This window comes from Mycobacterium sp. P4_H6 (assembly GCF_056400845.1).
In genome coordinates this window covers 1-11,862 of record NZ_JBFUKN010000132.1, presented here as the reverse complement: position 1 = coordinate 11,862, position 11,862 = coordinate 1, and the positions used below count along the sequence as shown (strand labels likewise).

The window sequence follows — 11,862 nt, the reverse complement described above, 5'->3', positions numbered from 1 at the left end:
CGCAGGATGTTGCCGGTCGCCGCGATGGTGTCCTGCCCGCGGATCACCCGCTCCAGCGTGTAGCGCATGGCCCACACCTGCGGAAGGATGGTGATGTCCAGGCCCTCGGTGTCCTCGTCCTTGAGGTACTCCTTGACCTTCTTGCGCAGCTCGTTCTCGTGCGGACGCTCGTCGTCGAGCCAGAACACCGTCGTCATACCGGACAGCCGGGCGCGATTGACCGCAAGCTTCACCCAGTCGCGGATCGCGGCGTCCTTGACGATCGGCATGCGCCAGATATCGCCCTCTTCGACCTCCTGCGAGAGCAGAACCTCACCGGAATCGGCGTCGACGATCTTGGCCACACCCGCCTCGGCGATCTCAAAGGTCTTGTCGTGGCTGCCGTACTCCTCGGCCTTCTGCGCCATCAGACCGACGTTCGGCACGGTGCCCATGGTGGTGGGATCGAAGTTCCCGTGCGTCTTACAGAAGTTGATCATCTCCTGGTAGATGCGGGAGAAGGTCGACTCCGGGTTGACCGCCTTGGTGTCCTTGGTGCGGCCGTCGGCGCCGTACATCTTGCCGCCGAGCCGGATCATCGCCGGCATCGACGCATCCACGATGACGTCGGACGGCGAATGGAAGTTGGAGATGCCCTTCGCGGAGTCGACCATGGCGAGTTCGGGCYGGTGCTCGTGGCAGGCGTGCAGATCGTTGATGATCTCTTCACGCTGTGAGGCGGGCAGCGATTCGATCTTGCTGTACAGATCCGACAGACCGTTGTTGACGTTGACGCCCAGCTCGTCGAACAGCTTCTCGTGCTTGGCAAAAGCGTCCTTGTAGAACACCTTGACCGCGTGACCGAACACGATGGGGTGGCTGACCTTCATCATGGTCGCCTTGACGTGCAGCGAGAACATCACGCCCGTCTTGTAGGCGTCCTCGATCTGCTCCTCGTAGAACTCGATGAGGGCCTTGCGGCTCATGTACATGCTGTCGATGACATCGCCGGCGTCGAGCTTCACCTCGGGCTTGAGCACGGTCTCGCCCGCCGAGGTCTCCAGCACCAGCTTGACCCTGCGGTCCTTGTCCACCGTCAGCGACTTCTCGCCGTGGTAGAAATCGCCGGTCTTCATGGTCGCCACGTGGGTGCGCGACGCCTGCGACCACTTGCCCATGCTGTGCGGGTGCTTGCGGGCGTACTCCTTGACCGCATTGGGGGCGCGCCGGTCGGAGTTGCCCTCGCGCAGCACCGGGTTGACCGCGCTACCCAGGATCTTGGAGTACCGCTCCTTGATCTTCTTCTCTTCGTCGGACTTCGGGTCGCCGGGGAAGTCCGGGAGGTCGTAACCCTTTTCCTTGAGTTCCTTGATGGCCGCCAGCAACTGGGGCACCGAGGCACTGATGTTGGGCAGCTTGATGATGTTGGCGGCCGGGTCCTGGGTCAGCTCGCCGAGGGCGGCGAGGTTGTCCGGCACCTTCTGCTCGTCGGTCAGTCGGTCACTGAACTCGGCGAGGATGCGCGCCGCCACGGAGATGTCACTGGTCTTGACATCGATCCCGGCGGCGTCGGCGAAGGTCCGGATGATCGGCAGGAAGGCGTAGGTGGCCAACAGCGGTGCTTCGTCGGTCAACGTGTAGATGATGGTCGGCTGCTCGGCGCTCATGTGTACTCCCGGCGTCACTGTCGGATCAGATGCAGCGAAAGTCGTTTCTGCCGTGATTGATTGAGCAGAGGCGCTCTCGCACCAGCGGGCCGCCCGCAACCGCTGTCACGACGGTTCCCGGCTGCCCTCACCGGCAACACTACAAGGGCCGACGAACCGGCGACGGGTCAGCTTTGACTACTGGCCAGTAGCTTTTTTGTGGCGGCGCGACACCTCCGACAACCAGGTGGCATCGGGTCAACGTCGTGAGCTAGGCTTTGTATCGGTCATGAGCGCCAGCATCAAGCCCCGGCTTGCTGGCCGGCAACCCTCCAACCGCGGTGGGGTGCTCCGGGTGAAGACCAGGTTGAGCAGTCGAATGGCGACTGCCGGCAAGCGCGGGTCCGTGTTGACGGGCCCCCAGACATAGATGGAGGTTCGTTTCTCGTGAGCACCCCCGAAGAAGACATCACCGCCCGTTGGTCCTTCGAGACCAAGCAGGTGCACGCCGGCCAGACCCCGGACACGGCGACCAACGCCCGGGCACTGCCGATCTACCAGACCACGTCCTACACGTTCGACAACACCGCGCACGCCGCGGCGCTGTTCGGCCTGGAGGAGACCGGCAACATCTACACCCGCATCGGTAACCCCACCACCGATGTCATCGAGCAGCGCCTGGCCGCGCTCGAAGGTGGTGTCGCGGCGCTGTTCCTGTCCTCCGGGCAGGCCGCCGAGACCTTCGCGATCCTCAACCTGGCCGCTGCCGGGGACCACATCGTGTCCAGCCCGCGGCTCTACGGCGGCACCTACAACCTGTTCCACTACACGCTGCCCAAGCTCGGTATCGAGGTCAGCTTCGTCGAGAACCCCGATGACCTGGAGTCCTGGCGGTCAGCGATCCAGCCGAACACCAAGGCGTTCTTCGCCGAGACCATCTCGAACCCCCAGATCGACATCCTCGACATCCCCGGCGTCTCGGGCGTCGCCCATGAACAGGGCATCCCGCTGATCGTCGACAACACCATCGCGACCCCGTACCTGATCCAGCCGATCGCGCACGGCGCCGACATCGTGGTGCACTCGGCCACCAAGTACCTGGGCGGGCACGGCTCGGCCATCGCCGGCGTCATCGTCGACAGCGGCAACTTCGACTGGACCCAGGGCCGTCACCCCGGTTTCACCGAGCCGGACCCGAGCTATCACGGTGTGGTGTTCTCCGCGCTCGGCCCGCCCGCCTACGCCCTCAAGGCCCGGGTCCAGCTCCTGCGCGACCTGGGCAGTTCGCTCGCCCCGTTCAACGCCTTCCTCATCGCCCAGGGATTAGAGACGCTGTCCCTGCGCGTTGAACGGCACGTGTCCAACGCGGTAAAGGTCGCCGAGTACCTCACCGGCCGCGACGAGGTGACCTCGGTGAACTACGCCGGACTGCCCACCTCACCGTGGTACGAACTGGGCCGCAAGATCGCCCCCAAGGGCACCGGCGCGGTGCTGGCCTTCGAACTGGCCGGTGGCATCGAGGCCGGCAAGGCCTTCGTCAACGCGCTGACCCTGCACAGCCATGTGGCCAACATCGGGGACGTGCGTTCGCTGGTCATCCACCCCGCCTCGACCACCCACGCCCAGCTGACGCCCGAGGAGCAGGCGACCACCGGGGTCACCCCCGGCCTGGTGCGCCTCGCGGTCGGGATCGAAGGGATCGACGACATCCTGGCGGACCTGGACCAGGGTTTCGCCGCGGCGAAAGCCTTCGCCGGTACCGGCCAGAGTGTCGCGTCGGTGTGAGCGCAGCCTCATGACCATCTTCGACATACTGAGCGACGTGCCGTCGACTCTGCCCGCGGAAGGTGAGATCGGGGTCGTCCAGATCGGCGCCCTGACCCTGGAAAGCGGCGTGGTCCTCGACGAGGTATCGATCGCGGTGCAACGCTGGGGCGAACTGAGCCCCGAACGCGACAACGTCGTCATGGTGCTGCACGCACTGACCGGCGATTCGCACATCACCGGCCCGGCCGGCCCCGACCATCCGACACCGGGCTGGTGGGACGGCGTCGCCGGACCCGGCGCGACGATCGACACCGACCGCTGGTGCGCCGTCGCCACCAACGCCTTGGGCGGGTGCCGTGGGTCCACCGGGCCCAGCTCGATCGCACCGGACGGAAAGCCTTGGGGCTCAAGGTTCCCGGCGATCACCATCCGCGATCAGGTCAATGCCGATCTGGCCGCCCTGGCCGCCCTCGGGGTCACCCAGGTGGCGGCGGTGATCGGCGGTTCGATGGGTGGCGCGCGGGCACTGGAGTGGATCGTCGGGCACCCCGACACCGTCCGCGCCGGGCTGATCCTGGCGGTCGGCGCGCGTGCCACCGCCGATCAGATCGGCACCCAGAGCACCCAGGTCGCCGCGATCAAGGCCGACCCGGACTGGAACGGCGGCGACTACTACGACACCGGTCGCGGCCCGGCCGCCGGACTGGAGATCGCGCGCCGCGTGGCGCACCTCACCTACCGCGGCGAGGCCGAGCTGGACTCCCGCTTCGCAAACCTGGCCCAGGGCGACGAGGACCCCACCAACGGTGGCCGCTACGCCGTGCAGAGCTACCTGGAACACCAGGGCGGCAAGCTGGTGTCCCGGTTCGACGCCGGCACCTACGTCGCCCTCACCGACGCACTGAGCAGCCACGATGTCGGCCGTGATCGCGGTGGCGTGGAGGCCGCGCTGGCCGGCTGCCCGGTGCCGGTGCTCGTCGGGGGCATCACCTCCGACCGGCTGTACCCGCTGCGCCAGCAGCAGGAACTGGCCGACCTGCTCCCCGGATGTGACGGCCTGCGGGTGGTCGACTCGATCTACGGTCACGACGGGTTCCTGGTGGAGACCGAGGCGGTGGCTCCGCTGATCCGGCAGACGCTGGAGATCGCGTCCCGGTGAGCGCGTCGAACAAGCAGGGATCGCTGTCCTTCGGCGAGGAGGCCGCCGCCTACGAACGCGGGCGCCCGTCCTACCCGCCGGAGGCCATCGACTGGCTGTTGCCGACCGACGCGCAACGGGTGCTGGACCTGGGAGCGGGGACCGGCAAGCTGACCGTCCGGCTCGTCGAGCGCGGCCTGGACGTGGTGGCGGTGGACCCCATCCCGGAGATGCTCGAAGTCCTGAGCGACTCCCTGCCGGAGACCCCCGCACTGCTGGGCACGGCCGAGGACATTCCGTTGCCGGACAACAGTGTTGACTCCGTGCTGGTGGCCCAGGCCTGGCACTGGTTCGACCCGCAGCGCGCCGCGCAGGAGATCGCCCGGGTGCTGCGGCCGGGCGGGCGGCTCGGGCTGGTGTGGAACACCCGCGACGAACGGTCGGGCTGGGTCAAGGATCTGGGCACCATCATCGGCCAGGAGCACGACCCGCTGGGCGATGAGGTGACACTGAGCGCTCCGTTCACCGATGTCGAACGCCATCAGGTGGAGTGGACGAGCTACCTGACCCCGAAGGCGTTGCTCGACCTGGTGGCCTCCCGCAGCTACTGCATCACCTCACCCACCGAGGTCCGTGCCCGCACCCTGGAGAAGGTCCGCGAACTGCTGGCCACCCATCCCGCGCTGGTCAACAGCACCGGTCTGGCGCTGCCCTACATCACCGTGGGGATCCGGGCGACGCTGTCCTGATCCGGCGGCCATGCCGGCACCGGAATATTCGTTCCGCCGAATGGGTAGTAGACGGTGAACGACGAGAGGCCCGCGATGTCCAAGCGTGACCAAGACCGTCTCGCCGCGGCGGGGGGCACGGCTCCCGTGGTGCAGATCGCCGCGATGGTGGTCGGGGCGGTGTTCCTGGTGTTCGGGGTCGCGGGCTTCATCCCCGGTATCACCAGTGACTTCGACGAACTGAGCTGGGCCGGGCACCACTCCGGCGCGCTGCTGCTCGGAGTGTTCGCCGTGTCGATCCTGCACAATCTGGTCCATCTGGCGTTCGGGGTCGCCGGCCTGGTGCTCGCCCGCTCCGCGGCCACCGCCAAGGCGTATCTGCTCTGGGGCGGCGCGGTGTATGCGGTGCTGTGGCTCTACGGAATGGCGATCGATCACCACGGTCCGTTGAACTTCGTGCCGGTCAATGCCGCCGACAACTGGCTGCATCTCGGCTTGGCCGTCACCATGATCGCCTCTGGCGTGCTGCTGGGACGCCTGGCGATACAGCCCGATCAATCCTGATTCAGGACGTGCCCAACGGGTCGATGGTCCACGCGATATAGAGCATCGTCGCACTGACGGTCGCGGTTGTCGCGAAATCTATTGTGCGGGAACGAATCACCAGCAGACCCGCGCGATCGTCGGAGAGCGCCAACCGCAGCGCCGCCGCCACACCGACGGCGATTCCGATGACGAGCGCGCCGCGACGCCAGTAGCCGGTGATCACCAGACCCAGCGCGGCGAGCAGGATCACGCCGACCACCAGGATCGGCCATTGACCGCCGAAGACCTTGCGGGCGAAGCCCTTCAGCGCCATTGACTCTTCGCGCCCATCACCGCTCCGCACGCTCCACCACGTTGGTCAGCAGGAACGCCCGCGTCAGCGGGCCCACCCCGCCGGGGTTCGGCGACACGTGTCCGGCGACATCCCACACGTCAGGCGCCACATCGCCGGTAAGCTTGCCCTCGACCCGGCTGACGCCCACGTCGACGACGGCAGCGCCGGGTTTCACCATGTCTGCGGTGACCATGTACGGCACGCCGACGGCGGCGATGATGATGTCGGCCTGCCGGGTCAGCTCAGGAAGGTCCCGGGTTCCGGTGTGGCACAACGTCACTGTCGCGTTCTCCGAACGTCGGGTCAGCAGCAGGCCGAGCGGGCGGCCGACCGTGACTCCGCGGCCTATCACGACCACGTGCGCACCGGCGATCGGGACCTCGAAACGACGCAGCAGGTGCACGATGCCGCGCGGAGTGCAGGGCAGCGGAGCTTCTTTGCCGAGCACCAGCCGGCCCAGGTTGGTGGGGTGCAGACCGTCGGCGTCCTTGTCCGGGTCGATGCGTTCCAGGGCGGCGTTCTCGTCCAGGTGCTTGGGCAGCGGCAACTGCACGATGTAGCCGGTGCATTCGGGGTTGGCGTTGAGCTCGTCGATCGTCTCGTCCAGGGTGGCCTGGCTGATATCGGCGGGCAGGTCGCGGCGGATCGAGTTGATGCCCACCTTCGCGCAGTCGGCATGCTTGCCGCGCACGTAGGCCTGCGATCCCGGGTCGTCGCCGACCAGGATGGTGCCCAGTCCGGGGGTGCGGCCGGCCGCCGTCAGCGTGGCCACCCGTCCCTTGAGGTCATCGAGAATTTCGTCGCGGGTGGATTTGCCATCCAAAGTCGTCGCTGCCACGTAGGTCATTGTGGCAGGCTCGCCCGGTATGAACACGCAGGCAGAAGTGTTCACCGACGTGTTTGGCGCGGCCAAGCTCGGTCCGGTGACGCTGCGCAACCGCATCATCAAGGCCGCCACCTTCGAGGCGTCCACGCCGAATGCGCTGGTCACCGACGATCTGATCAAGTTCCACCAACTTCCCGCCGCGGGCGGGGTCGGCATGACGACCGTCGCCTACTGTGCGGTCACCCCGGGTGGGCGCACAGACGGCTGGCAACTGTGGATGCGACCGGAGGCGGTGCCCGGACTGCGCAGACTGACCGACGCGGTGCACGCCGAGGGTGCGGCCATCAGCGCGCAGATCGGTCATGCCGGCCCGGTCGCCAACGCCAAGACCAACAAGGCCCCGGCCCTGGCGCCGGTGCGGTTCTTCAATCCGCTGTCGATGCGGTTCGCCCGCAAGGCCGGTCTCGACGACATCCGCGCGGTCACCGCGGCGCACGCGAATGCCGCACGGCTGGCGATCGACGCCGGCTTCGACGCCGTGGAAATTCACCTCGGGCACAACTATCTGGCCAGTTCGTTCCTCAGCCCGATGCTCAACCGGCGCACCGACGAATTCGGTGGCTCGCTGGAGAACCGGGCGAAGGTCGCGCGTGGGCTGGTGCGGGCGGTGCGTGAAGCCGTCGACACCTACGGCGCCAAGCAGATCGCGGTCACCGCGAAACTGACGATGACCGACGGGGTGCGTGGCGGTATCCCGATCGACGAGGCCCTGCAGACCGCCAAATGGCTGGAGGAGGACGGCGGGCTGGACGCCATCGAGCTGACGGCCGGTAGCTCCCTGGTCAACCCGATGTACCTGTTCCACGGCGACGCACCGCTCAAGGAGTTCGCCGGCGCGTTCACCCCGCCGATCAGCTGGGGCATGCGGCTGACCGGCAAGAAGTTCCTGCGTGAGTACCCCTATCGGGAGGCCTATCTGTTGCGGCACGCCCGCCAGTTCCGGGCGGAGTTGTCGCTGCCGCTGATCCTGCTGGGCGGCATCACCAACCGCGAGACCATGGATCTGGCGATGGCCGAGGGGTTCGACTTCGTCGCGATGGGCCGCGCGCTGCTGGCCGAACCCGACCTGATCAACCGCATCAAGGCCGACGGGGACGCCCACACGGTCAAGGCCCTGTGTACGCACTGCAACAAATGCATGCCGACGATCTACAGCCATACCCATTGCGTGGTCACCGGTGCTCCGGACGTATTGACTATCTGAATGGATCCCCAGAACACCAGAGAAGACGCTGCGGTCACCTACCGCTACGTCCGGGTCGGCCTGGTGGCTCTGGTGGTCTTCTTGCTGGTATCGCTGGCGCTGACCTGGGAGCACAGCTGTCCGCAGGGTTCGATCAGCGCATACTTCTACACCCGCACCCATGCGGTGTTCATCGCCGCGCTGTGCGCGGTGGGCATCTGCCTGATCGCCTACAAGGGCACCCGCCTCGGCGAGGACGCCCTCCTCAACTTCGCCGGCTTCCTGGCGTTCGTGGTCGCGCTGGCCCCGACCGGCAGCGAGGGTGTCTGCGAAGCCTGGTTGCCGACCGTCGAACACCCTTTGGATGCCATCCCGAACAACATTTTCGCCTTGGTCGTCGGCGCGACCGTCGGGACCGGGCTCTACCTGGGTCTGCAGAAGTGGCGACCGCCCCAGTCCGCACCCACCGCCACCACCCCGGATCTATCCGGCGTCCGCGGTATCTGGAAGGTGGTGGCCAACGTGCTGCTCACCATCGAGACCGGACTCCCAAAAGTCCTTTTTGCGGCGGTGGTCGGCGGTGGCCTGCTGTTGTTCTGGCCACCGGCCCGTGCGTACGCACATATCACCGCCGCCGTCGCGATGTTCCTGGCCATCATCCTGGTCGCGGTCTACCACGCCTGCTACGCGAAGGCCGCGGAACGCCCGCACCGCGCGCAGTTCTACGCCACGGTCGCCACCCTGATGCTCCTCGCCGTGCTGCTTGCGATCGGCTTCTGGTTGGTCGGTTTCCCGTACGTCGTCGTGGGTGTCGAGATCGCGCTGATTGCACTGTTCGCGATCTTCTGGGGTGTGCAGACCTGGGACGTGTGGGAACTGCACGACCGCTACCCCGAAGACAGCGTGCCTGCACTCGCCGATGCGGTCGTCACCGAGGGCGAGTGACACGACGGCCACCGCAGCGCAGCACGCCATCGCACCCAACCGATACAGTTGTTCCCGATGAGCCGCCCCGGAACGCCCGCGCTGACCGTTCGATACGAAGGGTCCTCACGCACCTTCTCCGCAGGCAACGACGTCGTCGTCGGCCGCGATCTACGTGCCGATGTCCGTATCGCCCACCCGTTGATCTCGCGCGCGCACCTGGTGCTGCGCTTCGATCAGGGCCGGTGGATCGCCATCGACAACGGCAGCCTCAACGGCATGTACCTCAATGGCCAGCGGGTTCCGACCCTCGACATCCTCGACGGCCAGCTCCTCAACATCGGTAACCCGGACGGCCCGCAACTGGCGTTCGAGGTGGGTCGCCATCAGGGCTCGGTGGGCAGTCCCCCGCCCGCGGCCGCCATGCCGACACCCACCGGTCCCCGGCCCAGCGCGTCCTGGCCGACCCAGGCGCCCATGCCGCCCGCCCCGCCCGCCTGGCCTACCGGTGGGGCCCCCGCCCAGCCGCGTTACCCGTCCGGCCCGCAGCAGTATCAGCCGACCGGGCAAGACTCTCAACCAAGCGCGCGATATCAGCCCAGCGCGCCGCAGTCCTACGCCCCGCCGCCGGCTGCGCGTCCCCAGCCCGCCTACATCCCGCCGGCCGATCCGTCGCAGACCGCCATGGGGCCGACCGCCGTGCCGCGTCCCTCGGAGAACAATCTCGCGACCAGCATGCTCAAGATCCTGCGTCCCGGGAAGGCACCCGAGGTGCCCCCGGGCGGGATCAAGATCGGTCGCGCCACCGACAACGACATCGTCATCCCCGACGTCCTGGCCTCACGGCACCACGCCACCCTGGTTTCGGGGCCGGGTGGCACCGAGATCCTGGACAACCGCAGCATCAACGGCACCTTCGTCAACGGTGCCCGCGTCGACGACGCGCTGCTGCGCGAGGGCGATGTGGTCACCATCGGCAACGTCGACCTGGTGTTCACCGGCGGGACGCTGGTCCGCGGTTCGGAGACCCAGGCGGCCACCCGCACCGGTGGCCTGGAGGTCCGCGGTCTGACGTGGACCATCGAGGGCAACAAGACGCTGCTGAACAACATCTCGATCGACGCGCGGCCGGGCACCCTGACCGCGGTCATCGGCCCCTCGGGCGCCGGCAAGTCGACGTTCGCCAAGCAGGTCGCCGGCCTGACGCATCCGACCGACGGCCGGGTGTCCTTCGAGGGCCACGACATCCACGCCGAGTACGCCTCGCTGCGTTCCCGAATCGGCATGGTCCCCCAGGACGATGTGGTGCATGGCCAGCTGACGGTCAAGCAGGCGCTGATGTACGCCGCGGAGCTGCGACTGCCGCCGGATACCACCAACGAGGACCGCGAGCGGGTGGTCCTGCAGGTCCTCGAGGAACTCGAGATGACCAAGCACCTGGAGACCCGGGTGGACAAGCTGTCCGGCGGTCAGCGCAAGCGGGCCTCGGTGGCCCTCGAGCTGCTGACCGGCCCGTCGCTGCTGATCCTGGACGAGCCCACCTCGGGTCTGGACCCGGCGCTGGACCGCCAGGTGATGACGATGCTGCGCCAGCTGGCCGACGCCGGCCGTGTGGTGCTGGTGGTGACGCACTCACTGACCTACCTGGATGTCTGCGATCAGGTGCTGCTGCTGGCGCCGGGCGGCAAGACCGCGTTCTACGGGCCGCCGAGCCAGATCGGTCCGGAACTGGGCACCACCAACTGGGCCGACATCTTCTCCTCGGTCGCCGGCGACCCCGATGCCTCGCATCAGCGCTACCTGTCGCGCAGTGGCCCGCCACCGCAGGCCGAGGCCTCCGAGGAGCCGGCCGACCTCGGCAAGCCCGCGAAAACGAGTGTGCGACGGCAGTTCTCCACCATCGCGCGCCGCCAGATGCGGCTGATCATCTCCGATCGCGGTTACTTCGCATTCCTGGCGATGCTGCCGTTCATCATGGGCGTGCTGTCGCTCTCGGTGCCCGGCGACGTCGGCTTCGGCATTCCCAACCCGATGGGCGATGCGCCCAACGAGCCAGGCCAGATGCTGGTGCTGCTCAACGTGGGCGCCATCTTCATGGGCACCGCGTTGACGGTCCGCGACCTGATCGGCGAGCGTGCCATCTTCCGGCGTGAGCAGGCCGTCGGGTTGTCGACGACGGCTTATCTGCTGGCCAAGGTCTGCATCTACGCCGCATTCGCGATCGTTCAATCTGCGATCGTCACGACGATCGCGGTACTGGGCAAGGGTGGCCCCACCCAGGGGGCGGTGTCGTTCCTCCCGCCGACGGCCGAGCTGTTCCTGGTGATGGCTGCGACCACCGTCGCCTCCGCGATGCTCGGCCTGCTGCTGTCGGCTCTGGCCAAGTCCAGTGAGCAGATCATGCCGCTGCTGGTGGTGGCCGTGATGAGCCAGCTGGTGTTCTCCGGCGGCATGATCCCGGTGACCGACCGGCTGGTGCTCGATCAGCTGTCCTGGTTCACCCCGGCGCGCTGGGGTTATGCGGCGTCGGCGTCCACGGTGGACATCACCCACCTGGTGCCCGGACCGCTGACCCCCAAGGATTCGCATTGGGAGCACACCGCGTCGGCCTGGTGGTTCGACATGGGCATGCTGGCGCTGCTGAGCGTGGGCTATCTGACGTTCGTGCGCTTCAAGATTCGCCTCAAGGCGGGCTAGTACGTCGCGATTTGTGGAGTTCTGGTCGGAATCA

General features: G+C 67.3%; 10 protein-coding genes and 1 riboswitch. Of the genes, 7 read left to right on the top strand and 3 right to left on the bottom strand.

Features of this window, described 5'->3' with window-relative positions; translation table 11 throughout:
• A partial coding sequence (locus AC1DTF_RS30790) for an NADP-dependent isocitrate dehydrogenase (protein WP_477476803.1) occupies nucleotides 1-1,646 on the bottom strand: 1,646 nt, incomplete at its 3' end.
• A 264-nt stretch (nucleotides 1,647-1,910) separates the two neighbouring features.
• Nucleotides 1,911-2,030: riboswitch (SAM riboswitch) on the top strand.
• 42 nt (nucleotides 2,031-2,072) lie between these two features.
• On the opposite strand from AC1DTF_RS30790, the gene AC1DTF_RS30785 reads away from it, so the two are divergent.
• The 4 genes from AC1DTF_RS30785 to AC1DTF_RS30770 all read left to right on the top strand — a co-directional run bounded on the left by AC1DTF_RS30785 (nucleotide 2,073) and on the right by AC1DTF_RS30770 (nucleotide 5,822).
• A complete protein-coding gene (locus AC1DTF_RS30785) occupies nucleotides 2,073-3,410 on the top strand; it encodes a bifunctional o-acetylhomoserine/o-acetylserine sulfhydrylase (protein WP_082614088.1) in 1,338 nt (445 codons plus the stop codon).
• A gap of 10 nt (nucleotides 3,411-3,420) precedes the next feature.
• The gene (gene metX, locus AC1DTF_RS30780; protein ID WP_477476802.1) at nucleotides 3,421-4,551 is read left to right on the top strand and encodes a homoserine O-acetyltransferase MetX; all 1,131 of its coding nucleotides are present in this window, start codon (nucleotides 3,421-3,423) and stop codon (nucleotides 4,549-4,551) included.
• Nucleotides 4,548-5,279, top strand: coding sequence for a class I SAM-dependent methyltransferase (locus tag AC1DTF_RS30775; protein WP_477476801.1), 732 nt, complete (start codon nucleotides 4,548-4,550; stop codon nucleotides 5,277-5,279). Before metX ends, AC1DTF_RS30775 begins: the two co-directional genes overlap by 4 nt.
• Before the next feature lie 144 nt (nucleotides 5,280-5,423).
• Nucleotides 5,424-5,822 (top strand): DUF4383 domain-containing protein, encoded by a 399-nt coding sequence (locus AC1DTF_RS30770; RefSeq protein WP_442928714.1) that lies wholly within the window; start codon nucleotides 5,424-5,426, stop codon nucleotides 5,820-5,822.
• Nucleotide 5,823: 1 nt separating this feature from the next.
• On the opposite strand, the gene AC1DTF_RS30765 is transcribed toward AC1DTF_RS30770, so the two are convergent.
• On the bottom strand, nucleotides 5,824-6,117 hold the full coding sequence (locus tag AC1DTF_RS30765; protein WP_477476800.1) for a DUF3017 domain-containing protein: 294 nt from the start codon (nucleotides 6,115-6,117) through the stop codon (nucleotides 5,824-5,826).
• 16 nt (nucleotides 6,118-6,133) lie between these two features.
• Nucleotides 6,134-6,976: a bifunctional methylenetetrahydrofolate dehydrogenase/methenyltetrahydrofolate cyclohydrolase gene (locus AC1DTF_RS30760; RefSeq protein ID WP_477476804.1), complete on the bottom strand. Its 843-nt coding sequence runs from the start codon at nucleotides 6,974-6,976 to the stop codon at nucleotides 6,134-6,136.
• A gap of 28 nt (nucleotides 6,977-7,004) precedes the next feature.
• Here AC1DTF_RS30760 and AC1DTF_RS30755 point away from each other — a divergent pair, with 28 nt between their 5' ends.
• From AC1DTF_RS30755 to AC1DTF_RS30745, 3 genes are read left to right on the top strand one after another with little or no spacing between them, the layout of a single operon-like run.
• Nucleotides 7,005-8,228, top strand: coding sequence for an NADH:flavin oxidoreductase (locus AC1DTF_RS30755; RefSeq protein WP_477476799.1), 1,224 nt, complete (start codon nucleotides 7,005-7,007; stop codon nucleotides 8,226-8,228).
• Nucleotides 8,229-9,152 carry a diphosphate--fructose-6-phosphate 1-phosphotransferase gene (locus AC1DTF_RS30750; protein ID WP_477476798.1) on the top strand — a complete coding sequence of 308 codons (924 nt, stop codon included), beginning with the start codon at nucleotides 8,229-8,231 and terminating at the stop codon, nucleotides 9,150-9,152. It abuts the gene before it with no gap.
• Between the two features lie 57 nt (nucleotides 9,153-9,209).
• A complete protein-coding gene (locus AC1DTF_RS30745; protein ID WP_057166888.1) occupies nucleotides 9,210-11,828 on the top strand; it encodes an FHA domain-containing protein in 2,619 nt (872 codons plus the stop codon).
• Nucleotides 11,829-11,862 lie beyond the last annotated feature (34 nt).

Coding starts and splice junctions, on each gene's coding strand:
- metX (WP_477476802.1), top strand. CDS start 3,421: ATGACCATCTTCGACATACTGAGCGACGTGCCGTCGACTCTGCCCGCG.
- AC1DTF_RS30770 (WP_442928714.1), top strand. CDS start 5,424: ATGGTGGTCGGGGCGGTGTTCCTGGTGTTCGGGGTCGCGGGCTTCATC.
- AC1DTF_RS30765 (WP_477476800.1), bottom strand. CDS start 6,117: ATGGCGCTGAAGGGCTTCGCCCGCAAGGTCTTCGGCGGTCAATGGCCG.
- AC1DTF_RS30755 (WP_477476799.1), top strand. CDS start 7,005: ATGAACACGCAGGCAGAAGTGTTCACCGACGTGTTTGGCGCGGCCAAG.
- AC1DTF_RS30750 (WP_477476798.1), top strand. CDS start 8,229: ATGGATCCCCAGAACACCAGAGAAGACGCTGCGGTCACCTACCGCTAC.
- AC1DTF_RS30745 (WP_057166888.1), top strand. CDS start 9,210: ATGAGCCGCCCCGGAACGCCCGCGCTGACCGTTCGATACGAAGGGTCC.